The organism is Achromobacter sp. RT286_PF (assembly GCF_059760425.1).
In genome coordinates, this window is the sequence record NZ_JCBAMR010000007.1 from 38,606 (window position 1) to 62,458 (window position 23,853).

The 23,853-nt window shown below is 65.6% G+C and carries 19 protein-coding genes; 4 read left to right on the plus strand and 15 right to left on the minus strand.

The features are described from left to right. Position 1 precedes the first annotated feature (1 nt). From AC6LJY_RS08410 to AC6LJY_RS08430, 5 genes are all read right to left on the minus strand, one after another. On the minus strand, positions 2-1,432 hold the full coding sequence (locus tag AC6LJY_RS08410; RefSeq protein WP_498135725.1) for a gamma-aminobutyraldehyde dehydrogenase: 1,431 nt from the start codon (positions 1,430-1,432) through the stop codon (positions 2-4). Positions 1,433-1,635: 203 nt separating this feature from the next. Further along, on the minus strand, positions 1,636-2,601 hold the full coding sequence (locus AC6LJY_RS08415; RefSeq protein ID WP_046806650.1) for a Bug family tripartite tricarboxylate transporter substrate binding protein: 966 nt from the start codon (positions 2,599-2,601) through the stop codon (positions 1,636-1,638). Positions 2,602-2,750: 149 nt separating this feature from the next. Beyond that, a complete protein-coding gene (locus AC6LJY_RS08420) occupies positions 2,751-3,998 on the minus strand; it encodes a CaiB/BaiF CoA transferase family protein (protein ID WP_498135726.1) in 1,248 nt (415 codons plus the stop codon). 163 nt (positions 3,999-4,161) lie between these two features. Next, positions 4,162-5,343 (minus strand): FAS1-like dehydratase domain-containing protein, encoded by a 1,182-nt coding sequence (locus tag AC6LJY_RS08425; protein ID WP_046806649.1) that lies wholly within the window; start codon positions 5,341-5,343, stop codon positions 4,162-4,164. A gap of 19 nt (positions 5,344-5,362) precedes the next feature. Beyond that, complete coding sequence (locus AC6LJY_RS08430) at positions 5,363-7,009, minus strand: acetate--CoA ligase (RefSeq protein ID WP_498135727.1); 1,647 nt, start codon at positions 7,007-7,009, stop codon at positions 5,363-5,365. A gap of 169 nt (positions 7,010-7,178) precedes the next feature. On the opposite strand from AC6LJY_RS08430, the gene AC6LJY_RS08435 reads away from it, so the two are divergent. Both AC6LJY_RS08435 and AC6LJY_RS08440 read left to right on the plus strand, forming a co-directional pair. After that, positions 7,179-7,979 carry an IclR family transcriptional regulator gene (locus tag AC6LJY_RS08435; protein ID WP_046806647.1) on the plus strand — a complete coding sequence of 267 codons (801 nt, stop codon included), beginning with the start codon at positions 7,179-7,181 and terminating at the stop codon, positions 7,977-7,979. A 4-nt stretch (positions 7,980-7,983) separates the two neighbouring features. Continuing rightward, positions 7,984-8,433, plus strand: a complete 450-nt coding sequence (locus tag AC6LJY_RS08440; RefSeq protein ID WP_120157036.1) for a PaaI family thioesterase — start codon at positions 7,984-7,986, stop codon at positions 8,431-8,433. A 15-nt stretch (positions 8,434-8,448) separates the two neighbouring features. Here AC6LJY_RS08440 and prpF read toward each other — a convergent pair whose 3' ends face one another. From prpF to AC6LJY_RS08490, 10 genes are all read right to left on the minus strand, one after another. Continuing rightward, complete coding sequence (gene prpF / locus AC6LJY_RS08445) at positions 8,449-9,633, minus strand: 2-methylaconitate cis-trans isomerase PrpF (protein ID WP_498135728.1); 1,185 nt, start codon at positions 9,631-9,633, stop codon at positions 8,449-8,451. A gap of 50 nt (positions 9,634-9,683) precedes the next feature. Then, positions 9,684-12,302: a Fe/S-dependent 2-methylisocitrate dehydratase AcnD gene (gene acnD, locus AC6LJY_RS08450; protein ID WP_046806644.1), complete on the minus strand. Its 2,619-nt coding sequence runs from the start codon at positions 12,300-12,302 to the stop codon at positions 9,684-9,686. After that, entirely contained in the window at positions 12,302-13,012 is a 711-nt protein-coding gene (locus AC6LJY_RS08455) for a GntR family transcriptional regulator (RefSeq protein ID WP_104141845.1), read from the minus strand. Before AC6LJY_RS08455 ends, acnD begins: the two co-directional genes overlap by 1 nt. Positions 13,013-13,174: 162 nt before the next feature. Then, positions 13,175-14,977: an NAD(P)-binding domain-containing protein gene (locus AC6LJY_RS08460; protein WP_498135729.1), complete on the minus strand. Its 1,803-nt coding sequence runs from the start codon at positions 14,975-14,977 to the stop codon at positions 13,175-13,177. A gap of 359 nt (positions 14,978-15,336) precedes the next feature. Continuing rightward, positions 15,337-17,235, minus strand: a complete 1,899-nt coding sequence (locus AC6LJY_RS08465) for a sigma-54-dependent Fis family transcriptional regulator (protein ID WP_498135730.1) — start codon at positions 17,233-17,235, stop codon at positions 15,337-15,339. Between the two features lie 115 nt (positions 17,236-17,350). Beyond that, positions 17,351-17,791 carry a hypothetical protein gene (locus AC6LJY_RS08470; RefSeq protein WP_498135731.1) on the minus strand — a complete coding sequence of 147 codons (441 nt, stop codon included), beginning with the start codon at positions 17,789-17,791 and terminating at the stop codon, positions 17,351-17,353. 278 nt (positions 17,792-18,069) lie between these two features. Then, entirely contained in the window at positions 18,070-18,924 is an 855-nt protein-coding gene (locus AC6LJY_RS08475; RefSeq protein WP_498135732.1) for a PA3715 family protein, read from the minus strand. Positions 18,925-19,060: 136 nt separating this feature from the next. After that, positions 19,061-20,056 carry a Bug family tripartite tricarboxylate transporter substrate binding protein gene (locus tag AC6LJY_RS08480; protein WP_498135733.1) on the minus strand — a complete coding sequence of 332 codons (996 nt, stop codon included), beginning with the start codon at positions 20,054-20,056 and terminating at the stop codon, positions 19,061-19,063. Between the two features lie 126 nt (positions 20,057-20,182). Beyond that, complete coding sequence (locus AC6LJY_RS08485; protein WP_498135734.1) at positions 20,183-21,055, minus strand: alpha/beta fold hydrolase; 873 nt, start codon at positions 21,053-21,055, stop codon at positions 20,183-20,185. Beyond that, positions 21,052-21,645 (minus strand): amino acid synthesis family protein, encoded by a 594-nt coding sequence (locus AC6LJY_RS08490; protein WP_104141856.1) that lies wholly within the window; start codon positions 21,643-21,645, stop codon positions 21,052-21,054. The genes AC6LJY_RS08485 and AC6LJY_RS08490 overlap by 4 nt, the downstream gene beginning before the upstream one ends. 120 nt (positions 21,646-21,765) lie before the next feature. Here AC6LJY_RS08490 and AC6LJY_RS08495 point away from each other — a divergent pair, with 120 nt between their 5' ends. Then, a complete protein-coding gene (locus tag AC6LJY_RS08495) occupies positions 21,766-22,674 on the plus strand; it encodes a LysR family transcriptional regulator (protein ID WP_498135735.1) in 909 nt (302 codons plus the stop codon). 281 nt (positions 22,675-22,955) lie between these two features. After that, a complete protein-coding gene (locus tag AC6LJY_RS08500) occupies positions 22,956-23,822 on the plus strand; it encodes an N-acyl homoserine lactonase family protein (RefSeq protein WP_319307711.1) in 867 nt (288 codons plus the stop codon). The last annotated feature ends 31 nt before the right edge of the window (positions 23,823-23,853 follow it).

A 23,853-nucleotide genomic window follows, 5' to 3' on the forward strand; every position in this document is an offset into this window, starting at 1 on the left:
GTCAGTCGTGCGCGCTCATCACGTGCTTGACGCGCGTGTATTCCTCGAAGCCATAGGCGGACAAGTCCTTGCCATAGCCCGACCGCTTGAAGCCGCCGTGCGGGGCTTCGGCGGTCAGCGGAATGTGCGTGTTGATCCATACCGTGCCGAAGTCCAGCTCGCGCGACAGGCGCTGCGCACGGCCGTGATCGCGTGTCCAGACGCTGGCGGCCAGGCCGTATTCCACGTCGTTGGCCATGGCGATGGCCTGTTCTTCGCCAGCAAACTTCTGCACCGTAATGACAGGGCCGAAGACTTCGGTCTGGATGGCTTCGTCCTGCTGTTGCAGGCCGGTGATGACGGTGGGTTCGAAGTAGTACCCGGCGCGCGCGGCCTGGCGGCCGCCGGTTTCAACGCGGGCGTGGGCAGGCAGGCGGGTGATGAAGCCCTGCACGCGTTCCAGCTGCGCGGCATTGTTCAGCGGACCGTACAGCGCGTCCTGATCGTCGGGGTCGCCAAAGCGGGTGTCGATAGCCGCGGCCACCAGCTTGGTGACGAACGCGTCGTGCACGGATTCAGCCACGATGACGCGGGTGGCGGCGGTGCAATCCTGCCCCGCATTGAAGAAGCCCGTCAGTGCGATGTGTTGCGCGGCGCGGTCCAGGTCGGTGTCTTCAAAGACGACGACCGGCGCCTTGCCGCCCAGCTCCAGATGTGCGCGGGTCAGGTTGGCGGCGGCGGACGCGGCCACTTGCAGGCCGGCTCGCACCGAGCCGGTGATGGACACCAGCGCCGGGGTCTTGTGCGACACCACCTTGGCGCCCGTGGCGGCATTGCCCAGCACCACGTTGAACGCGCCGGCGGGGAAGAACGGCGCGGCCAGTTCGGCCAGCAGCAAGGTGCTTTCGGGCGTGGTGTCGCTGGGCTTGAGCACTACCGTGTTACCTGCTGCCAGGGCCGGCGCGATCTTCCAGACGGCCATCATCAGGGGATAGTTCCAGGGGGTGACCTGGCCCACCACGCCCAGCGGTTCGCGGCGGATGCTGGACGTCAAACCTTCCATGTATTCGCCCGTGGCCTTGCCTTCCAGAAAGCGCGCGGCGCCGGCAAAGAAACGGATCTGATCGACGCAGACAGCGACTTCTTCAGAGGCGATCAAGTGCTTGAGCTGGCCGGTGTTGCGGCTCTGGGCCTCGACCAGGCGGTCGCTGTTGGCCTGGACGGCGTCGGCCAATTTCAATAACGCCTGCTGGCGCGCGGACGGGGTGCTGCGACCCCAGGTCTTGAAGGCCGCGCTGGCGGCGGCGTAGGCGGCATCGACGTCGGCGGCGTTGGCGTTGGGAGAGCGTGCGATAGGCTGGGCGGTGACCGGGCTGATCAGGTCGAAGTATTCAGAGCCCGTGGATTCGGCGTACTGGCCGTTGATGAAATGCTTGAGGGTGGGCAGCGCCATGTTTTGTCTCCCGGAGGGTTGTTCTGGTTTGGGTTCGTCTAGCGGGTGGGCCAGCGCATTGGCTGACGGGTGGGCTAGCGATAGTTATATTCTCTGAGGTTATAGGTATTTATTCTGCTGGGGTTAACCCTGGATGCGAGCCCCATGCAAAACGCCCGGGAGCGAGGCCCGGGCGTTGGGTGCAAAGCAAATGCGGTGAGAGGCTATTCCGCTTTCAGTCCGGCCTGGATGATCAGCGGTTGCCACTTCAGCCGTTCGCTACGCGCAAAGGCTTCCAGTTCAGCGGGCGTGCCGCCGCCGGGCTCGTGGCCAAGTTCCAGCAGGCGTTGACGCACTTCTGGCTGCGCCAACGCCTTGGCAAGTTCCGCGTTCAACTTCTGCACCACGGCGGGCGGCGTGCCCTTGGGGGCGTACAAGCCGTTCCACGCAATCACCTGGAAGTCGGGCAGGCCCTGCGCCGACACCGGCTTTACGCCCGGCAACAACGCGGATTCCTTCAGCGACGTGACGGCCAACGCGCGCAGCTTGCCGCTGGTAATGAACGAGCGCGCGGCGCTGACGGTGTCGATGCCCAGCTGCACCTGGCCGCCCATCAGGTCCGTGGTGGCGGTTGCCGAACCCTTGTACGGAATGCCCCGGATGCTGGCCACGCCTTGTTGCTTGAGCAATTCGAACACCAGCCGCGCCGTGGTGCTGGGCATGCCGACATTGACGCTGTCGGCCTTGGACTTCGCGGCGTCTTGCAGGTCGGACAGGCTGTTGTAGGGCGAGCCGGGCGCGGTCAGCAACACCATCGGAAACGAGCTGACCAGCATGATGGGCGCGAAGTCTTTCGCGGGGTCGAAATTGGTGGACGCATAGATGTACTGATTCAGCACGTGCGTGCCGTTGGTCCCCATCAGCAAGGTGTAGCCGTCGGGGGCGGCGCGAGCCGCTTCGGACGCGCCGATGTTGCCGCCCGCACCCGGCCGGTTTTCGACGATGAACGGCTGGCCCATGCTGCGCGCCAGATACTCGCCTAGATACCGGGCGGCCACGTCGGTGCCCTGTCCTGCCTGGTAGGGCACGATGATGCGCACCGGCTTTGAGGGATAGCTGTCCGCGGCCGACACCGGCTGTGTGAACAGAACGGATGCCGCCAGCGCGGCGATCATGCGTAAGGGTTTCATGGTGGTCTCCTGGATTTTTTTATAGGGTCGTGATGCCGCGGACGCGGCTGCTGCCGTTGCCGCGGTGCTGCTGCTGCTGCTGCTGCTGCTGCTGCTGCTGCTGCTGCTGCTGCTGCTGCTGCTGCTGCTGCCGTCGTTGCTGTTGCCTGCTATCGCTTGCGCGCGGGCCCGAGCGGCAAGATGCCGTCTTCCCGCAAGCCGGCGATGTGCGTGTCGTCATACCCCGCTTGCCGCAAGACTTCATCGGTGTGTTGCCCAAAGCCGGGCGGGGGGCGGCCGATGCGCGTGGGCGCTTCGGACAAGCGTGTGGCCGGACCAATGCCTTGATAGCCGTCGCGCAACACGCGCATGCCGCGATGCACCGCGTGCGCCTGTTCAAACGCTTCCGGCACGCTGTTGATGGGGCCGGCCGGCACGCCCAGCCGCATCAGGTCGTGGCAGAGATCGGCACGCGTGCGTTGGGCCAGCGCTTGCTCGATGGCGGCGCGCAAGGCGTCGCGGTGTTCCAGCCGCTGGCGGTTGGTGCCAAAGCGCGCGTCTTCCAGCAAGGCGCCCAACCCGGCGTAATCGCAGAATTTGCGGAACTGGCGGTCGTTGACCACACCCAAAAAAATCTCGCCGTCGCGGCATGCAAACCGGTCGTATGGCGCGATATTCGGATGCGCGCTGCCCATCAGCGCGGGCGTCTGGCCCGTGTGCATCCAGTTGGCCGCGTGCGGCACCAGCAGGCTTAACGCGGTGTCGAACAAGGTCACGTCAACGCGCTGGCCCTGGCCCGTGCGTGCGCGGTGGTACAGCGCCAGCAAGATGCCCGACTGCGCGGTGTAGCCGGTCAGGTGGTCAACGATGGGGATGCCGATGCGCGTCGGGCCGCCGGCCGCGTCACCGTTCACGCTCATCAAGCCGCACATGGCTTGCAGGATGGCGTCGTAGCCAGGCATGCCGCCCAGCGGGCCGTCTTCGCCAAAGCCTGAAATGGCGCAATAGATCAGCTGGGGAAAGCGCGGCTTCAAATCTGTTTCGTAATCCAGGCCCCACTTGGCCATGGTGCCGGGCAAGAAATTCTCGACCAGCACATCGGCCTCTTGCAGCAGGCGCAGCAGGACGTCGCGACCGCCAGGCAAGGACAAGTCCAGGCCAATGGCGCGCTTGCCCCGGTTGATGGCGGTGAAGTAGGCCGCGTCGCCGTCCGCGTTGACGGGCGGGCCTAGTGCTCGAGTTTCGTCGCCACCGGGCGGCTCGACCTTGATGACGCTAGCGCCCTGGTCGGACAACATCTGCGTGCAGAGCGGCCCGGCCAGCACCCTGGATAGATCGATGACCCGAATGCCTTCCAGCGCGCCGGCGGCGCGGGCGGGGGGGGCGTGTGCAGCATGCTCCGATGAACCAGACATCATTGACCTCGGTTTGGTCATGTCGGACGCGCGGGCGGCAAACCCGCGCGCGATCATGGCAAGCAGCGGCGGCCGGTCAGCCGTCGGAAATCAGGCAGCGGGGCGCGCGCTGCGCCCGCGCCGCCCATGCATCATGCAGTCATGAGGGCCATGTGCGCGATACGGCTTACGCACGGGTGGGCAATTCAACCACGCCCGAGCCCAGCACGGACAACTCATCGTCCTGGTTGCGCGCTTCCTGTTCGATTTCCACCAGGTGCCGGCCGTCTTCCACATACTTGCGCTTGACGCGGCCCTTGAAGAAAAGCATGTCGCCTTCGGGGTTGTGGCGGCGAATCTTGCACGTGGACTTGCGCAGGAAGCCGTCATCGCCCATCCAGTTCGTCAGGTGATGCGTCAACCACGAATTGCGTTCGGGACCGTAGTCGTAGGCGCCCGGCGCGCCCACTTCCAGCGCGAATTCTTCTTCCCAGTGCACGCGTTCCGGCACGTCGGGAATGCCGAAGCGGTTGGTGATGCCCACGCCCGGATGCGCGTCAATCAGTTGCCAGGCCAGCTTGTTGGCGCGGATGTACAAGCCACCCCAGCCTTGCGCGTAGGCAATGAAGCCGGTCACCGTCATGGGGCCCTTGAACATCACGGGCAGTTCTTCGCCTTCCTTCACGTCTTCCCAGTAACGGGGCGTGGCGCCGCGCACTTCTTCCTGCGCGTACAGCTTGTAGGCTTCCTTGATTTCTTCAGGGCTGTAGCGGCGCGGTTCGCGGGCACGCACTTCCTTGTACTTGCTGCCTTGTTCGCGGGCGTGGTCGCGTTCGGTGCGAAAGCACCAGCTGTCGGCCTCGGCCACCTTGTCGCCGTCCTGGTTGAAAAAATCCACGTGATAGATCTGTTGCACGGCGCGGCCGGCAAAGCGCGTCTGGTGTTCAACCAGGTCTTTGAGGTGCGCTTCGGTCGAGATCACGTCGTTGCGCTTGACGGTCTTGTGCCAGGTCCAGTCGGCGCCTGACCACATGGCGTGCACGCCGGGCAGGCCACCCACGTAGCCCGACACGATGCGGCTGGTGGAAAACAAAAAGCTGGGCAAGGCGATGATGCCGCCATGCTGCGTCTTGGCGGCGTAGTCGGGGTCCGACCACAACGGGTTGTCATCGCCGATGCCGTGCGCGTAGTGGCGGATGTTGTCGCGCGTGGCTTCGTAGCACCACGGTTCGGCGGTGGCGCCGATCTTCACGCCGATCCGCGCGCGCAGTTCGTCCAGGCCGCGCTCGGTGATCTTCGGGAAGCTGCGTTCGGTCTTCGTGGGGGCCTGGGCTTGGGGCTGCACTTGCGGTTTGGTTTCGGTCAGCATGATGTCTCCTGGGGATGGGTCATACGTGCGCGGCGGGCGCGGCGGGTGTTTTGTTGGTGGGGGTGTTGGTGGAGGCGTCGGTGGGGGTGTCAGGGGATGTGGCGGCGTTGATGTTCGCGGAGGGCGCTGCAAGTTCCTGTTCGCGCAGTTTGCGGCGATGAATTTTCCCGGCCGGCGTCTTGGGCAGCTCAGGCACAAACACCACCTGACGCGGATATTCGTGTTGCGCCAATTGGCTGCGCACGGTGTTCTGGATTTCTTCCACGAAGACGTCGTCACCCGGCCGGGCCGACACCACGAACGCCTTGACGACCTGGCCGCGCAGCGCGTCGGGCACGCCGATGGCGGCGGCTTCGGTGACGTCGCGGTGTTTCAGGATGGCGTCTTCGATTTCAACGGCGCTCATCGTCCACCCGGCGGAAATGATGACGTCGTCGGCGCGGCCGCCATGCCAGAAATAGCCGTCTTCGTCGACGCGGCCCAAGTCCTTGGTGGCTACCCAGGCGTCGCGTCGCCACAGTTTCAGTTCGCCCGTCACCCCGGGCGGGCAGGGCGCGCCGTTGGCATCCTGCACCTGGACGCGCAGGCCGGGCACGGGCTTGCCCAGCGATCCCGCCTTGACGGTGAAGTCTGGCGCGCCCGGGTAGTTCACCAGGCACACGCCGATTTCCGTCGTGCCGTACATGCTGCACACCGGGCGTCCAAAGGTTGCCTGGACAAAGGCAGAGGTCTCGCTGTCGATGGGTTCGCCGGTAAAAGACACCTTGTCTATCTGGTAGCGATATTGGCCCGCCGCGCCAGAGTTGCGCATCATCCGGTAATGCGTGGCGGCCGCCGAGATGTTGTTGAACGCGTGGTCCTGCAAGGCTTGCAGCAGGCGTTCGGCGTTGAACTTGCCGGCATAGGCGCCGATGGTCACGCCCATCGCCAGGGGCGCGAGCGTGCCGTGCCACAGGCCATGCCCCCACGCCGGGGATGACGGGCACATGTAGCGGTCGCTGGGGCGCACGCCGGTGCCGTACAGCGCGGCCAGCATCAAGGTGACCAGCGCGCGATGCGTGTGGCGCACGGCGTCGGGCAGTTCGCGGGTGGTGCCCGATGTGTACTGGAAGATGGCCAGGTCATCGGCTTGCGTGTTGCAGTCGTATTGCGCGGGGAATCGGTCCAGCGATGCCAGGAATGCGTCGTCCGCGATCACCACGCGCATGTCGTCGGCGGCCGCCACCATCGGCGCCTTGTCGGCGTTGGTGACCAGCATGCGCGGCTGGCAATCCTGCACGCGCAGCCGGATGCCGTCCGGCCCAAACAGGGTGAACAGCGGCACCGCGATCGCGCCGCGCTTCATGGCGCCGAACATGGCCACATAGAACGCCAGCGACGGTTCCAGCATGACGGCCACGCGGTCGCCGGCGCCAATGCCCTGATCGGCCAGGTAGTGCGCAAAGCGCGAGGACGCCTCGGCGATCTGTTGGAAGCTGAAGGTTTCATCAGCGCCGGTTGCTCGCACCAGGATGATCGCGGGCTGGTCCTTGTGCGCGTGCCGGTCGATGCATTCGTGCGCAATGTTCATGCGGTCGCGGTTGCCATCGAACAACTCCCAAAGCTTCTCGGAAGTGCAAAGCGCCTGCGCGTCGGCGTATGAGGTGGTCTGCGTCAGCATCGTCATGTCGTCGTACCTGTGTGGGTCTGGCAAGCCGTTGAAGCGACTATGCGCGCCGGCTTTTAAATTGTCAATGACGTTTATCGATTGTATATAGACAATTTCCGGCGGCAATTAGGGGACGCGTTTTGTCCCGCGCAAGGTATGCTTGCCGCAATAAAAACCGGAGAGCCCGATGAGTGAAGCCAGTTCCCAGGAATCCACCGCCGTGGCGGGGCCGCGCGTGCGCCCCGTGCCGGCGGTAACGCGGTCAATCGCCATCTTGCGATTGCTGGGCCGTGGCGGCGAGGCCATGACCTTGAAGGCCATCTCGCAGGAGCTGGGCATGGTCACCAGCACCTGCCTGCACATACTTCGTGTGCTGGTGGAAGAAGGGTTGGTGAAGGTCGACACCGGCACCAAGCGCTACAGCCTGGGCGTGGGCATGTTGACCCTGGCGCGCAGCGTGATCGAAAGCAGCCCCTTCCCGGCGTTGGTGCAGCCGGTGCTGGACAAGCTGTCCAGCAGCGCGAACGTCACGGCCATCGGCGTCGAAGTGGCGGGCAGCGAACACATGGTGGTGCTGGCGCTGTCGCGCTCGACCGCGCCCTTCCGTCTGCACGTGGACGTGGGCAGCCGCTTCCCCGCGCTGATCAGCGCAACGGGCCGTTTGGTGGCCGCGTTTTCAGACCTGTCGGACAAAGAACTGGAACGCCGATTCAAGGCCTTGCGCTGGGATCAGGCGCCCGCCTATGCGGAGTGGAAAGCCGACATCGACGCGGTGCGGCGCGAGGGCTACAGCCTGGATCGCAACCACTACATCAACGGCGTCGTCGTCATCGCCGTGCCCGTGCTCGACAGCCACAAGCGCATGACGCATTCACTGGTGGCCGCGGGCCTGGCCGAACAACTGGACGACGCCCGCGCGCACGCGCTGGCCAAGGAATTGCAAGCGGAAGCGCACACGCTGTCGCAACTGCTGTCCACACGGAGCTGACGCCATGTCGCACCCCGCCAATCCCGAATCCCTTGCCGCCGATGGCTGGCACCGCAAATCACTACCCGGCTTCGCCGGACTGATCGGCCCCTTATGGGTGCGCAAGGAAGGGCAAGCGTGGGCCTACGGACTCTTGGCCACCGAGAATCACCTGAACCCGGCAGGCGTCGTACACGGCGGCTTGTTGACCGCGCTGCTGGACCACGGCTTAAGCGCCATCGCCTGGCAAGCCTTGGGCCGCCGCGCGTGCGTCACGGTGCAACTGGACACGCACTTCCTGGCGGCGGCACGCGCGGGCCAGTTCCTGGAGGTGCGCGGAGACGTCCTGCGCGCCACGTCCAGCCTGGTGTTCATGCGGGGGGAATTAAGCGTCGCCGGGCAGGTGCTGGCGACGGGGGCGGCGGTGTTGAAAGTGCTGGACCCAGGCCCAGGCGCGAAGCCCGCGCCTGCCTGATTGCGCCGCCCCGCCTTAGAACCCGATTCGCGGCACGTGCACGCGGCCTTCCATCAGCACGCGCGCGCTGCGGCTCATGATGGCCTTGGTGACTTTCCATTCGCCGTTCACCAACTGCGCTTGTGCGCCTACGCGCAGCGTGCCGGAGGGGTGGCCGAAGTTGACGTTGTCGCGTTCGGTGCCGCCGGCGGCCAGGTTGACCAGCGTGCCCGGCACGGCTGCGGCGGTGGCGATGGCGACCGAGGCCGTGCCCATCATCGCGTGGTGCAGCTTGCCCATGGACAGCGCGCGCACCAGCACGTCGATATCGCTCGCGCCAATCTGCTTGCCGCTGGATGACACGTAGGCCTTGGGCGGCGCCACGAAAGCGACCTTCGGCGTGTGCTGGCGGCTGGCGGCCTCTTCCAGTTTTTCGATCAGGCCCATGCGCAGCGCCCCATGCGCGCGAATGGTCTCGAAGCGGGCCAGCGCGGCGGCGTCGCTGTTGATGTCGTCCTGCAATTCCGTGCCGGTGTAGCCCAGCGCAGCCGCTTCCAGGAAGATGGTCGGGATGCCGGAATTGATCATCGTGGCCTTGAACGTGCCCACGCCCGGCACTTCCAGGTCGTCCACCAGATTGCCCGTGGGGAACATCGAGCCGCCGTCGCCGTCTTCGGCCGGGTCCATGAATTCCAGGCGCAATTCGGCGGCGGGAAAGGTCACGCCGTCCAGTTCGAAGTCGCCGGTCTCCTGCACCGCGCCGTCCGTCATGGGCACGTGAGCGATGATGGTTTTCTTGATGTTGGCCTGCCAGATGCGCACAACCGCCACGCCGTTGTCCGGCACGCGCGCCGGGTCGACCAGGCCGTTGGTGATGGCGAAGGGGCCGACGGCCGCCGACAGGTTGCCGCAGTTGCCGCTCCAGTCCACGAACGGCTGGTCAATGGAGACCTGGCCGAACAGGTAGTCCACGTCGTGATCCGGCTGCGTGCTTTTGCCGACGATGACGGTCTTGCTGGTGCTGGAGGTGGCCGCACCCATGCCGTCGATCTGCTTGCCGTAGGGGTCGGGGCTGCCGATCACGCGTAGCAGCAACGCGTCGCGCGCCGGGCCGGGCACGCGCGCGGATTCGGGCAGGTCGTCAAGCTTGAAGAACACGCCTTTGCTGGTGCCGCCGCGCATGTAGGTGGCGGTAACTTTGGTCTGAGGAGCATGAGCCATGGGGATGTCCTGGTGTCTGTGAGGGTCAGGGCGGCGGTGCGCAGCCCGGTTTAGCCGGCCTTCTTGGTGTCGCCCGCAACGGATTCGGCTTCCAGGAAGTCCTGCGCAAAGCGTTGCAGCACGCCGCCGGCTTCGTAGATGGACACTTCTTCCGCGGTGTCCAGACGGCACGTCACCGGCACCTGCACGGTCTGGCCATCGCGGCGATGGATCACCAGCGTCAGGTCCGCGCGCGGCTGGCGTTCGCCGATCACGTCATAGCTTTCGGTGCCGTCCAGCGCCAAGGTCTTGCGGTTCACGCCCGGCTTGAATTCCAGCGGCAAGACGCCCATGCCGATCAGGTTGGTGCGGTGGATGCGTTCAAAGCCTTCGGCCACGATGGCTTCCACACCCGCCAGCCGCACGCCCTTGGCCGCCCAGTCGCGCGACGAGCCCTGGCCGTAATCGGCACCCGCCACGATGATCAGCGGCTGCTTGCGATGCATGTACGTTTCGATGGCTTCCCACATGCGCATCTCGCGGCCTTCGGGCTCTACGCGCGCCAGCGATCCCTGCTTCACCGTGCCGTCTTCGTTGGTCACCATCTCGTTAAAGAGCTTGGGATTGGCGAAGGTGGCGCGCTGCGCGGTCAGGTGGTCGCCGCGATGGGTGGCGTAAGAGTTGAAGTCCTCTTCGGGCAGGCCCATCTTGTGCAGGTATTCGCCGGCCGCGCTGTCCATCAGGATGGCGTTGGACGGCGACAGGTGGTCGGTGGTGATGTTGTCGCCCAGCACCGCCAGCGGCAGCATGCCGCGCAGCGTGCGCTCGCCGGCCAGCGCGCCTTCCCAGTACGGCGGACGGCGAATGTAGGTGCTTTGCGGGCGCCAATCGTACAAGGGGCTGACGCCCGCTTTACGGTCTTCCTGAATGCCGAACATCGGCGCGTACACCTTGCGGAACTGCTCGGGCTTGACCGCCGTCTTGACCATGGCGTCGATCTCTTCGTCGCTGGGCCAGATGTCTTTCAGGCGAATCTCCTTGCCGTTGCCATCCACGCCCAGCACATCGCGTTCGATGTCAAAGCGGATGGTGCCGGCAATCGCATAGGCCACCACCAGCGGAGGCGACGCCAGGAACGCTTGCTTGGCGTACGGATGGATGCGGCCGTCGAAGTTGCGGTTGCCGGACAGCACGGCTGTGGAATACAGATCGCGGTCGATGATTTCTTGCTGGATGACCGGGTCCAACGCGCCCGACATGCCGTTGCACGTGGTACAGGCGAAGGCGACGACGCCGAAGCCCAGCGCTTCCAGATCCGGCAACAGCCCGGCTTCCTCCAGGTACAGCTGTACCGCCTTGGAGCCGGGCGCCAGCGAGCTCTTCACCCACGGCTTGCGGGCAAGGCCGGCGCGGCGCGCATTGCGTGCCAACAGGCCGGCGGCAATCACGTTGCGCGGGTTGCTGGTGTTGGTGCAGCTGGTGATGGCGGCAATGATGACCGCGCCGTCGGGCATCAAGCCCGGTGCGTTTTCGACCACGCCGGAAATACCACGTTCGGCCAGGTCCGAGACGGGCAGGCGGCGGTGCGGATTGGACGGGCCGGCCAGCGTGCGCACGACCGTCGACAGGTCAAAGCGCAGCACGCGTTCGTATTCGGCGGTCGCCAGGCTGTCGGACCACAGGCCCGCCGTCTTGGCGTAGGTTTCCACCAGCGCAATCTGTTCGTCTTCGCGGCCGGTCAGGCGCAGGTAGTCGATGGTCTGCTGATCGATCGAGAACATGGCGGCGGTGGCGCCGTATTCAGGAGCCATGTTCGAGATGGTGGCGCGGTCGCCCAAGGTCAGGCTGGCGGCGCCTTCGCCGAAGAACTCCAGATATGCGCCCACCACTTTTTCTTTGCGCAGGAACTCGGTCAGCGTCAGCACCACGTCGGTGGCGGTAATGCCCGGCTGCGCGCGGCCGGTAAGTTCCACGCCGATGATGTCCGGCAGGCGCATCCACGAGGCGCGGCCCAGCATCACGTTTTCGGCTTCCAGCCCGCCCACGCCGATGGCGATCACGCCCAACGCGTCCACGTGCGGCGTGTGGCTGTCGGTGCCCACCAGCGTGTCCGGGAACGCCACGCCGTCCTGTGTGTAGATCACGGGCGACATCCGTTCCAGGTTGATCTGGTGCATGATGCCGTTGCCCGGCGGCACCACTTCGATGTTGCGAAAGGCCTGCTTGGTCCAGTCGATGAAATGGAAGCGGTCTTCGTTGCGGCGGTCTTCCACCGCGCGGTTGCGGGCAAAGGCGTCGGGGTCGGTGCCGTCAAATTCCACCGCCAGCGAGTGGTCCACGATCAACTGCACCGGCACCACCGGGTTGACCTTGGCCGGGTCGCCGCCTTTTTCAGCGATGGCGTCGCGCAGGCCCGCCAGGTCCACCAGCGCGGTCTGGCCCAGGATGTCATGGCACACCACACGCGCGGGAAACCACGGAAAGTCCAAGTCGCGGCGACGCTCGATCAGTTGCTTGAGCGCATCCGTCAACATCGCCGGGTCACAGCGGCGCACCAGGTTTTCGGCCAGCACGCGCGACGTGTACGGCAGGCCGGCATAGGCGCCGGGCGCAATGGCTTCAACGGCGGCGCGCGCATCGAAATAATCCAGGCGGGTGCCGGGCAGGGTCTTGCGGTACGAGTGGTTCATCATGCCTCCGTGCGCGTCAGCGTGCTTTGCGCGATCTGTTGTTCGATGTTGATACGTGACGCGCGGATATGGCGGCGCATCAGGATTTCAGCCAGCTCGCCGTCGCGGTCTGCGATGGCGTCAAGAATGCGGTGATGTTCGGCGTAGGCCTGCCGGGGGCGGTTGGGCGTGGTCGAATACTGGATGCGGTACATGCGCGCCAGTTGGTAGAGCTCGTCGCACAGCATGCGAAACAGCATCTGGTTGCCGCTGCCCTTGACGATGCGGTAGTGGAAATCGTAATCGCCTTCCTGCTGGTAGTAACCCACGCCGGCTTGAAAAGCGGCATCGCGTTCGTGGGCGTGCAGTACCTCGCGCAGCTCGGCGATTTCAGACGGCGGCATGCGCTCGGCGGCCAGCCGGCATGCGGTGCCTTCCAGCGATTCGCGAATCTCATAAAGCTCGGACAATTCCTGCTGCGACAAGGAGACCACCCGCGCGCCCGCATGCGGCACGCGCACCAGCAGCTTCTGGCCTTCCAGGCGATGCAGCGCTTCACGCAGCGGCCCACGGCTGACGCCATGGATACGCGCAAGTTCGGGTTCGGAAATCTTGCTGCCCGGGGCGATCTCGCCCTTGACGATGGCCGCCTGGATCTTCTTGAAGATGTGATCCGACAGCGTCTCGCCGTCCCCGGGCGCCGCGCCTGGCAGCGTCAGCACTTTGCTCATAGTGTCAACAATATGTCCGAATTGCGGGGTGAATATCGGGATAAAGCGTTGTGTGAACGCTGAATTGTCAACAATTTACCCCGCGATGGGGCGGGGCGCAAGCTGGGGTAAAGCGGGTGCAAGCGGCCGGGGGCCGCTTGCGACAGGCACATCAACGCCAGGCTAGCGCTTGTGGTGCACCGCCTGCATGCCGTACACCCGCACCGGCAAGCCCACGTGGCGCGCCTTCAATTGCAGCGACAGATACTGCGAATAGTGCCGCGACTGATGCAGGTTGCCGCCATGGAACCACAGCCCTTCCTGCTGAGTCGGCTTCCACATGTTGCGCTGTTCGCCTTCCCACGGGCCGGGGTCCTTGGTGGTGTCCGATCCCAGGCCCCAGCACTTGCCTACCTTGTCGGCAACTTCCGGGCTGATCAGGTCGGCGGCCCAGCCGTTCATGGAGCCGTAGCCGGTGGCATACACGACCAGGTCCGCGGGCAAGGTCACGCCGTTCTTCAACACGACGGCATCGCGCGCCAGGTGGCTGACGTCGGTATTGGATTGCAGCTTCACGCTGCCGTCGATGATCAGGTCGCAAGCGCCCACGTCGATGTAATAACCCGAGCCTCGCCGCAGGTATTTCATGAAGAGGCCCGAGCCGTCGTCACCCCAGTCCAGCATGAAGCCGGCCTTCTCCAGCTTGCTGTAGAACTCGGCATCGCGTTCGCGCATCTGGTTGTAAAGCGGGATCTGGAACTGCGCCATGATCTTGTAGGGCAGCGACGCAAACGTCAGGTCGGCCTTGCGCGTGGTCATGCCGCTGGCCAGCGCTTTTTCGGAATACAGCCCGCCCAGCCCGATGTCCATCAAGGTGTCCGACCGCACGATGTGCGTGGACGAGCGCTGCACCATCGTCACGTTGGCGCCGCCTTCCCACAGCGCCGCGCAGATGTCGTGCGCCGAATTGTTGGCGCCGATCACCACCACATTCTTGCCGCGATAGGCGTCCGGCCCGGGATGTTGCGAAGAATGCTGCTGTTCGCCCTGGAACTCGTCCTGCCCGGGAAAGCGCGGCACGTTCGGCTTGCCCGACATGCCGGTGGCCAGCACCAGCTGCTTGGGCCGCAGCACGACGGGCTTGCCGTCGCGCAGCACGGTGACTTCCCATTCTTTCTTCGCCTCGTCATAGCGCGCCGATTCGCAGACGCTGGACGTCCAGTAGTTAAGCTCCATCACCTTCGTGTACATCTCCAGCCAGTCGCCCACCTTGTCCTTGGGCGCGAACACGGGCCAGTTTTCCGGAAAGGGGATGTAGGGCAGGTGGTCGTACCAGACCGGGTCGTGCAGGCACAGCGACTTGTACCGCTTTCTCCAGCTGTCGCCCGCGCGCTCGTTCTTTTCGATGATGATGGTGGGCACGTTCAGTTGACGCAGCCGCGCGCCCAGCGCAATGCCGCCTTGCCCGCCGCCGATGATCAGCACGTAGGGCTGCGTCTTGTAGCCGAGTTCCGCGGCTTCCTGCTCGCGCTTTTCCAGCCAGGTCTGGCGTTCGCGGCGGCTGCCGTGTTCGGCGCCCAGGGGGCGGCGCGTGCCGCTGGGTTCCTCGTGGCCCTTGAGCTCGGACATGGTGGTCAGCAGCGTCCAGATCTTGCCGTCCTTCACGCGGATGTGGCCGTAGCCGCGCGCCAGGTTCGTATCGATGTGCAGCCAGCCCTGCAAGAGGCCGTCGTCGTCGCTTGTCGCTTCACGATCGTCGCGCGTGAAGCGCACCGGTTCGACTTGCGACAGTTGTTGCGTGAGCATGTCGCGGATCTGCGCATGGCCTTCGAACGTGCGCAGGTTCCAGCTGAACAGCACCAGGTCGCGCCAATAGCATTCTTCCTGGAACAGGTCGGCGATTGCGGCCATGTCCTTGTTTCCCAGCGCGGTGTTCAGACGGGTAAGCACGGCGTCCAAAGCGGCGTCGGCGGGGGCGGTCTGCATAGCTTGTCTCCTTGCCCATGGCGGGCGTGGTTGGGGGGCGGACGCGTACGCCCGCGAGCGGTCCCGGCCTGTGCCGGCCGGTAGCTGCCCAACCCCTTCCATGCAAATGCTGTGCCAGCTCGCCGACAACGCCGCGCGCCCGTGGCACGGGGGAACGGGCGGATACGCTGCCGACCCACCGTGGCGCGACGCCACACCTGTGGCGCGGGGGTGTGGCGCTGTGGGGGGCTGGGTCGCGGGCAGGGGGCAAGTCGGGCGAGGCGCGGCAAGTTGCGGCCAGGCGCGCTAACTGGCGGCGGCGCGGCAAGTTACGGCCTGATCGAGGAAAGTCGCGCCAGGAACCCGCAGTGCAGAAAGCCCTAGCGCCGCCCGCGAGCGCCCAGCCCGTAGCGCCGCATCTGGCGGTGCACGGTGGAACGGTCCAGGCCCAGCCGCCGCGCGGCTTCCGACACATTGCCCGCGCAACTGGCCAGCGTGGACCGCAGCGCCGCTTCCTCGGCCGACACCGCCACGCCGCCCGGGGCCAGCGCGTCGGGCAGGTCGCCCGGCTCGATGACGCCGTGTTCGCACAGCGCGGCGGCCACGGCGATCACGTTGGCCAGTTCGCGAATATTGCCGGGCCACGTGTGCGCCTTTAACGCCAGCAAGGCGCCAGGCGACAGGGCGGGCGCACCGGACTCATCCTGGTGACGCGCCAGCATGCGCGCGATCAGCCAGTCCAGATCCTGGCGTTCGCGCAGCGCCGGCACGGTCAGCGTGGCGGCGTTGATACGGTAGTAAAGGTCTTCACGAAAACGCCCCTCGCGCACCAGCGCGCCCAGCTCGCGGTGCGAGGCCGATACCAACGCCAGCCGCAGCGCACGCGGCGCATTGGCGCCGATGGGCGTGACTTCGGATTCCGCCAGCACGCGCAGCAGCCGGCTTTGCAGCGCCAGCGGCATATCGCCGATTTCGTCCAGAAACAGCGTGCCGCCATCCGCCTCTTCGATTAGCCCTTTGCGACCCTTGGGCGCCGCGCCGGTGTAAGCGCCCGGCAGGTAGCCGAACAGCTCGCTTTCAATCAAGGATTCAGGAATGGCCGCGCAGTTCACCGCCACGAAGCGGCCCGGCCGCCGGCTGTCTTCGTGAATCGCGCGCGCCAGATATTCCTTGCCCACCCCCGTTTCCCCTTGCAGCAGGATAGGCAGGCCTTGCCGCGCAAGCTTGGCGGCGCGGCTCTGCAACGCCGCCATCCTGGCATCGCCGCCGTCCAGCCCGCGCAGTGCGGATGGCGTGCCGCGCACGGCCACGGTGGCGCCGCGCGTGCTACGGTTCGGTTCGATGGCGTGGGCGAACAGGGCGTTGCCGTCGCGCGCGACGATCAGGCGGTCTTGCGGCGCATGGCCGCGCGTGTACTGCGGCAGGTCGTCCAACTGCACGTCGAAAAAACGCGTGACGGGTAGTCCGATCAGGCCGGCCGGTTGGCGCCAGTCCAGCCCGGCCGCCCGCGCCAGCAGCTTGGCGCCCGAATGCGTCATGCCCAGGATGCGGCCCGCGCCGTCCAGCGAGATGGCCGCTTCCGGGTCTACATCCAAGAACTCGGGCGACCGCGCAAAGCGCAGCACCCATTCATTGCGCGTGCGCGCCATCAGGTTGGCCAGTTCAATGCGGCGCGTCGTGCTGTTGACCAGATGCAGCGCCAGGTTCTGGCTGGTCTTCAGGCTGGGCGAACTGAGCAGGGAAATATCCAGCACGGCGGCCAGTTCCCCGTCGGCGTTATAGATTGGCGCGGCGGTGCAGGACAGCGGCGTGTGCGTATTGTCGAAGTGGTCGGTCTGGTGAATGGTCAGCGCCTCGCCCGTCTCCAGGCAGGCGCCCACCGCGCAGGTGCCGGCACGCGGCTCGGACCATTCCGATCCCAGGTACAGACCCGCCTTGCGCAGCTTGGATGTCTGCGCGGGGTCTCCCAGGAATTCCACGGTGACGCCTTGCCGGTCGGCCAGCAACAACACATAGTTTTGCCCCGCCACCTGCCGGAACAGATGATCCAGCCCGCTGCGTGCAATGCGGATCAGCGCTTCGGATTGCTGCTGATGTTCTCGCAACCGGCCATCCGGCACGATATAGGCTTCACAAGCCTGCGCCGGATCGAGCTGGTACTGATCCAGGCAGCGCAGCCAACTACGCACCACATGCGCGTCGCGCTGCGTAGGCCGGCCTTGGCCCACCTGTTCGATCTCGCGAATGTGGGCGGTATGCGGGGATTCCTGACTAGGCATGTCGTCTCCATGTTGCGCCCGATCTGTGCCGGATCAACACGGCAGCATGCACAGAGACGAATCGGCTTGTAAATGGTGGTTATCCAGCGGTGGGGGGTGGATTGCGGGGCGGGGGTCAGCGGATGTTAAGGCTTTTTATGACTTGGTACTGCCAGCGCGCACGTGAGAAAAGCGGGTCTTTGTGGTGGCTCACCAATGAGCACAGCGAATACTGCACGGCCCAAATTTTGCCGAGCGCGACCCCGTCCCAACAATCGTATCGTTCTTTGGTTGGCACTATTTCCAACGAGTCCGGTGTTTCGCGCAGATATTGAACTTCGAGCCGCGTGATTATGGCGGCGTCCTCGTTGTTGCTTTTCGGGAATGAATAGCGATGCCTGGCAAGGATCCGCTGCCGTGTGTCCCGGCTGGCATCGTAATAGTCGCGTCTTGACGAGGTTAATTGACCGTCCGCAAATTTCAAGAACTCCAATTGGGTAAAGGGAAGATCGCGCGCTTTAAAGGAGACTATGCCTCCGTAGAAGAAGGGGCTATTTACGGGGTCTTCATACAGCATCGAGCAATCGTGCAAGTGACTGGACAGTGGCCTATCGGATTCGACGGCGTATCCGCAAGCCGACGACAGGTCGTAAAAGATCTTCGAACCCGTCGCGTAGGCGCAGGCGAGTCAGCGTATGGCTATAGGACGACTAAGAATACTGAAGGGGAAAACTGGGAAATATCCGAATCCCGACGCGGGGCGGGGATCAAGCGGGCCGGCCTGATAGCGGTCTGGCCGGCCACCGGCGCTGTTGCCGCCTGCTGGGTTGTTCATTGCGCTGCGGCAAATCCGGCCTATCCAGCGCTGTCGCGATCCATGGACCGTAGCGCGGCCGGGATGCGGTAGCGCTTGCCGTCGAATTTCAGCGTGTGGCGGGTCTTGCCTTGCTTGACGGTCTTTTCCTTGCAGTCGCCTTGCTGCACCGAAGCGCGGCTGGCCGAGTGGGATTCGGTGGCGATCAGGTCACGGTAGCCGCGGCGTTGCGTGTCGCCTACTGCCAAGCTGACGGCGCTTTCCGAGAATTCGCCCGCGCACGTGGTGTCCCACACGCCCGACGAGCGGTTGACGGACATGCCGTCCAGCACCAGGCGCAATTCGTTGTCGTGCACGGTGAACAACCGCAAGCTGGTTTCATCGAACGGGTTGGCGCGCGATGCGCCTTCGCGTTCGATGCGGATGCCGAAGGCGCGCTTGTCGGTTGTCACGTCGTAGCGCGCGGTGTCGAACGCCAGCGCGGCGATGCGCACCGCATCGTCCGACATCAGGCCCACCAGGCGCCGCCGTTGGCGCACTTGCAACGTTTGCTTGTCCAGCACCAGCACGTCCAGATCGCCGACGTGGCCGTTCTCGGGGTCGGGGGTGTCCTGCATCAGCGGCACCGCCACCAGCAACAGGTCCGGATTGGCGGGCCATGCCTTGCATGCCACGGCAAACGGCGCGCCCACGTCCGCGTCGGAAAGCGTGACGATGGCGTGCCCTTCCTTCAAGCGGATGCGGCCTTGGGCGTCGGGCTTGTCAGTATTGTTGTAGACGGTGCGCACGATGCCGGCCGCTTCCGGGCAAGGCCCGCTGGCCGCTTGCGCCGCGCCGCAAGTCACCACGGCGGATAGAAGCAGGGCGGCGGGCAGACGCGAATAGGGACGGAACATGGCGGGCGGGCGGAAAGGAAGAAGTCCGAATTCTAATCAGGCCTTGCGGCCGCTGCGCGCCCCTTCGCTACCGCCCGCTACAGATCGCTACAGCTCGACCCGCACGTTGCCGCTTGCTCCGGCGCGGCAACGATCGCTACAGATCCACCCGGACCTTGCCCGCCTGCACCAGCCCGGCCACGTTGCGGATGTCGGCCAGCAGCGACTGTTGCAACTGCGCGGGCGTGCCGCCCGTCGGCGCAAAGCCCTGTTCGGCCAGCTTGCTGCGCACGGCCTCGGTTTGCAGTGCGCGGTTGATGCCCTGGTTCAACGTAGCGATCACCGCGTCCGGCGTGCCGGCCGCGCAATACGTGCCGAACTGGATCTGCGCGTCGAACCCGGCGTAGCCGCTTTCCGCAACCGTGGGGATGTCGGGATACTTGGGCAGCCGCTCACGGCTGGTAACGGCCAGCACGCGCAGACGTCCGCCCTTCATATACGGTTCAACGGCGGCCACCGTGGCAACCACCAACTGGATCTGGCCGCCCAGCAGGTCCGTCATCATCGGGCCCGTGCCGCGATACGGCACATGCAGCATGTCGATGCCGCACGCCGCTTGCAGCAGTTCGGTGGCCAGGTGCTGTGGCGTGGCGTTGCCGGGCGACCCGAACGTCAAGCCTTTGGGATCGCGCTTGGCCTGGGCCACCAGATCGGCCAGCGTCTTGGCGGGCAGGTCGGCATTGACGGCCACCATGTACGGAGAACGCGCGATGGGGCAGACGGGCGCCAGCTGCTTGAGCACCTCTTCGGGCGGACGCGCGTAGTAGCGCACGGACGGCACCAGCCCGGCAAACAGCAGCACGCTGCCGTCCTTGGCGCCATTGGCGGTGTAGTCGGCGCCCAGCATGCCGCTGGCGCCGGGCTTGTTTTCCACGACCACGGGGCGGTCCAGTGCGCCTTCCAGCGTGGCGGCAATGACGCGGCCCAGCACATCGGTGCCGCCGCCCGGCGGAAACGGCACGATGACGCGCAGCGGCGCCTCGCGCGCGGCGGCATTCCGGCTTAGCGACAAGCCCAACGACAAGCCCAGCGATGCGGCTAGCGGCGTCGTTGCGCCCAAGGCCAGGTGCTTCAAAACGGTTCTGCGATTCATGCATTTGTCTCCATCTGCGCTCCGTCTTCAGAGCGTTGGCCGATCGCCTCTGTTGGGCGGGCGATTCAGCGCGGGTCTGCGTGGTCGGTGGTGTGGGCGTGGCGGCCGGCGTTGGGCTTGGGCTTCCTACATCCCAGGGCCAGGAAACGGACTTGATGACCGGCCGCGCAGTGGCTGGGCCGCCGGGTCATTCGTCCGGTCGGGCATACCGTCCGGTCGTGCATCCGATTGCCCTCCCGGCAATAAAAAGCCGTGCAACGCCGAGGCCAGCGCCTCGGGCGCTTCCACCGGCAGCATATGCCGTTGCCCATCCAGCACGCGCACTCGGGCGTCCGGCAGTGCCCGCCCCAACGCGCGCGTCATGCGAGGCGTGGACCCGACGTCATCACCGCCTGTCATCACCAGCGCAGGGCAGGCGATATCCGGCGCGGCTTGCGCCAGCAGCGCGTCGCCATGCGCGAACAGACGATAGGCCGCCAGGAAGTTGGCGCGGTTGTTTTTTATCAAGCGGTGGCCGATGGCAGCGACGCGTTCGGGGCGTGCGGCTTCGAACCCGCGCGTGAACCAGCGTTGCAGCGAGACCGCCGCCGACGCCGCCACGTCCTGCGTGGCAGCCGCCACCAGGCGCGCCTTCACGGCCTGCACCTCGTCGGGCGTGCGCTGGAACACCGTGCTGAGCAGCACCAGCCGGGTCACGCGACGGGGCCGCGCGGCGGCGTAGGCGCCCGCGATCAAACCGCCCATCGAATAGCCCAGCACGTTGGCTTCGCCCCAGCCCGCCGCATCCAGCTCGGCATCCAGCTGCTCGATAAATTGCCCGATGTTCGCGGCACCCTGGATGCCGGGCGCCGCGCCATGGCCCAGCAGGTCGTAACGCAGCACGTCGAAGCGGGGTTCGAGCAGCGGCGCCAGATCATCCCAAAGCGTGTGGTCCAGCCCCACGCCGTGCAGCAACACCAGCGGCGCGCCACGACCGGAACGTCGACGTGGCGTACTCATTTCGATTGCGCCTCTTGCGCCAGTTCCTGCAAATCGGAATAGCGGTTGCCGATGCGGTGATGCGGCCGGCCGGACGTTGCCGCGCCCAGCGCAATAACGATTTCGTCGGGCGCGGGGGCGTCGTTGATATTGGTCTGCACGGTCAGGTAGTGCGAACGCAAGCCTTCGTCTTCCTTGTGCATCAAGGGCACGGAAATCACGCAACCGGGGCCGCCGCGCGTGTTGGTAAAGGCCAGGTAGCTGGTGCCGCCCACGGCGTTGCGATAGGCGTTGCCAAATCGCAGCGTGTGGATCAGTGCGGACGCGTGTTCGACTTCGCCCGACGTGCCCACCACGGCGGCCTTGCCATAGGCTTCGATCTGGTCTGCCGACCCCGCCTGCCGCAATATTTCCGCCACCAGCAGTTCGCCCAGGGGCGGCGCGTTTTCCAGGATCCGCGGGCGCAGGTCTTCCTGGAACGGCAGGCCCGCCCACGGGTTGCGGATCACGGCGGCGGCAACGATCATGATCAGCGGCCGCTCGGCCGGCTTGCCGCCTTCGATGCAGGTCTTTTCCACATAGCTGATGATCTTTCGGACTTGCAGGGCCATTCGATTGCTCCAGTGCATAAGGGCTGACGATGGACCTATTGTTCAAGCCATACCGGAATTTTGACAATCCAAATTAACTCAAGTTAATTTCGGAAAACCTGAAGTCAATCGATGCCCGCCATGCCCGCACCCTTGAAGATCCAGCACCTGCGCCAATTCCTGTTGGCGGCCGACCACGGCAGCTTTCGGCTGGCGGCCGAAGGCACGCACCGCTCGCAAGCCGCCGTGTCCGCCGCCATGCAAGACCTGGAACAGCAATTGGGCGCGCCGCTGTTCGAAGCCGGCAAGCGGGCCCAGCTGACGCCACTGGGCCTGGCGGTGGCGCCGCTGCTGCGCGAATTGCTGGCTACGCATGACCGCGTGCTGGAGGCGGCGCGGCAGTTGGGCATGGGCAATACGGGGCCGGTGTCGCTGGCGGTGATGCCGTCGTTGGCCGACGAATGGCTGCCTCGCCTGCTGGAACGCTACGCGCGCAGCCATCCCGACATCCGCATCCGCGCCGTGGATGAATCGTCGCAGGACGTGCACCGGCTGGTGCTGGCGGGCGAAGTGCAGGTGGGCGTTGCCGGCCAGGTGCCGCGCACGGCCGAGGTCGCGTTCACCCCCGTGGCGCGAGACGCCTTCGGGCTGGTGTGCCGCAAATCGCACCCGCTGGCGCGGCGGCGCGGAGCCGTGCCGTGGGCGGCGCTGGAAGGCGAACGCCTGATCGGCAACGCCACCTTCGACACGCTCAAGAACCGGCAACTGGGCGGCGCCATCGACGACCCGGCCATGGTGGTGTCGAACCGCGCGTCGTTGCTGGCCAGCGTGGTCAGCGGCCTGGGCGTGACAGTGCTGCCGGTGCTGGCGCGACCCGCCGTCAGCAGTGGCTTGGCCTTCGTGCCGCTGGGCGAGCCCACCGTCGAGCGCATCGTGGGCGTGCTGACCCGCAAGGAAGAAACCTTGTTGCCATCGGTGGCGGCCATGCACGCGCTGGCCTTGCGGTCGCTGGCGCAGTTCACGCGCCGCAAGGGTGCAGCGCTGGTGTAACGGCCCGGCTGCCTTGCCCGCCTCGGGCCTAGGGTTGTCACTACTTCGGCCGCCGTGAAGCCCAGCTTAATAAATCCTTAATTGGCAGCCTCCCGGCGCTGCGTCAGAGTGCGCAACAGAGAAAACGGCCGTCAGATGCCGTCCGGGCCGGCGAACCGATCCGCCGCGCCATCCCCCCGCACAGCAGAACCCTATCGAATGAAAACCCGGGACACACCGGGTGGCTTGCTATCGACCGTCGCCATCTGGCGGCGGTTACCCGTGGGTCCGAGGAGACGACAATGAGCAAGAGCTGGAAGAGATTTGCAGGGGCGGTGGGCGCGGTGGCGGTCTTGGCGGGGGCGGGCGCGCAGGCCGCCGACGCGCCGCCCGACATCAAGCTGATGCAGCTGTCGGTCGGCAAGATCGAGCTGGACAAGGGCTTCATGACCGCCATGGTCGACGTGGGCACCAAGATCAAGATTCCGGTGCCCGCCTACGTCATCCAGCACCCGCGCGGCCTGGTCCTGTTCGACACCGGCATGAACCAGGCCACCGCCGACGGCAACTGCGCCAACTATTGGGGCCAGGGCCTGTGCGGCGCGTTCAATTCCATCCAGGGCCGCGACGAGGTCGTCGACCGCCAGCTCAAGGCCGCCGGCTTTGACGTCAGCGACGTGAAGTACGTGGTGTATTCGCACTTTCACCTGGACCACGCCGGCAACATCAAGATGTTTCCCAAGGCCAAGCACGTCGTGCAAAAGGCCGAACTGCGCGCCGCCTGGTGGCCCGAAAAATTCCAGCGCGCCGCCTATGTCATGAAAGACTTCGACACCACGCGCGACTACGACTTCATCCAGGTGGAAGGCGACTTCGACCTGTTCGGCGACGGCACCATCGTGCTGCTGGACACCAAGGGCCACACGCAGGGCCACCAGTCCTTGCAGGTCAAGCTCAAGAACACCGGCACCGTGCTGCTGGCTGCCGACGCCATCTACACCGCCGAGAACGAGGCGGGCGTCATCCCGGGCATCACCTGGAACACCGCGGCGTCCATGCTGGCGATTGACCGTCTCAAGCAGATCCGCGATGCGCGCCAGGGCCAGCTCTGGTACAGCCACGACGCCGAGCAGCACGCGCAAAACGCCAAGACTAAAGTGTTCGATTAACGCGTTGCTGGATGCCGCATTCCCCGTCGAT

Excerpts from the sequence above, each read along its gene's own strand:
- AC6LJY_RS08410 (WP_498135725.1), bottom strand. The coding sequence starts at position 1,432 with ATGGCGCTGCCCACCCTCAAGCATTTCATCAACGGCCAGTACGCCGAA.
- AC6LJY_RS08415 (WP_046806650.1), bottom strand. The coding sequence starts at position 2,601 with ATGAAACCCTTACGCATGATCGCCGCGCTGGCGGCATCCGTTCTGTTC.
- AC6LJY_RS08420 (WP_498135726.1), bottom strand. The coding sequence starts at position 3,998 with ATGATGTCTGGTTCATCGGAGCATGCTGCACACGCCCCCCCCGCCCGC.
- AC6LJY_RS08425 (WP_046806649.1), bottom strand. The coding sequence starts at position 5,343 with ATGCTGACCGAAACCAAACCGCAAGTGCAGCCCCAAGCCCAGGCCCCC.
- AC6LJY_RS08430 (WP_498135727.1), bottom strand. The coding sequence starts at position 7,009 with ATGACGATGCTGACGCAGACCACCTCATACGCCGACGCGCAGGCGCTT.
- AC6LJY_RS08435 (WP_046806647.1), top strand. The coding sequence starts at position 7,179 with ATGAGTGAAGCCAGTTCCCAGGAATCCACCGCCGTGGCGGGGCCGCGC.
- AC6LJY_RS08440 (WP_120157036.1), top strand. The coding sequence starts at position 7,984 with ATGTCGCACCCCGCCAATCCCGAATCCCTTGCCGCCGATGGCTGGCAC.
- prpF (WP_498135728.1), bottom strand. The coding sequence starts at position 9,633 with ATGGCTCATGCTCCTCAGACCAAAGTTACCGCCACCTACATGCGCGGC.
- acnD (WP_046806644.1), bottom strand. The coding sequence starts at position 12,302 with ATGAACCACTCGTACCGCAAGACCCTGCCCGGCACCCGCCTGGATTAT.
- AC6LJY_RS08455 (WP_104141845.1), bottom strand. The coding sequence starts at position 13,012 with ATGAGCAAAGTGCTGACGCTGCCAGGCGCGGCGCCCGGGGACGGCGAG.
- AC6LJY_RS08460 (WP_498135729.1), bottom strand. The coding sequence starts at position 14,977 with ATGCAGACCGCCCCCGCCGACGCCGCTTTGGACGCCGTGCTTACCCGT.
- AC6LJY_RS08465 (WP_498135730.1), bottom strand. The coding sequence starts at position 17,235 with ATGCCTAGTCAGGAATCCCCGCATACCGCCCACATTCGCGAGATCGAA.
- AC6LJY_RS08470 (WP_498135731.1), bottom strand. The coding sequence starts at position 17,791 with ATGCTGTATGAAGACCCCGTAAATAGCCCCTTCTTCTACGGAGGCATA.
- AC6LJY_RS08475 (WP_498135732.1), bottom strand. The coding sequence starts at position 18,924 with ATGTTCCGTCCCTATTCGCGTCTGCCCGCCGCCCTGCTTCTATCCGCC.
- AC6LJY_RS08480 (WP_498135733.1), bottom strand. The coding sequence starts at position 20,056 with ATGAATCGCAGAACCGTTTTGAAGCACCTGGCCTTGGGCGCAACGACG.
- AC6LJY_RS08485 (WP_498135734.1), bottom strand. The coding sequence starts at position 21,055 with ATGAGTACGCCACGTCGACGTTCCGGTCGTGGCGCGCCGCTGGTGTTG.
- AC6LJY_RS08490 (WP_104141856.1), bottom strand. The coding sequence starts at position 21,645 with ATGGCCCTGCAAGTCCGAAAGATCATCAGCTATGTGGAAAAGACCTGC.
- AC6LJY_RS08495 (WP_498135735.1), top strand. The coding sequence starts at position 21,766 with ATGCCCGCACCCTTGAAGATCCAGCACCTGCGCCAATTCCTGTTGGCG.
- AC6LJY_RS08500 (WP_319307711.1), top strand. The coding sequence starts at position 22,956 with ATGAGCAAGAGCTGGAAGAGATTTGCAGGGGCGGTGGGCGCGGTGGCG.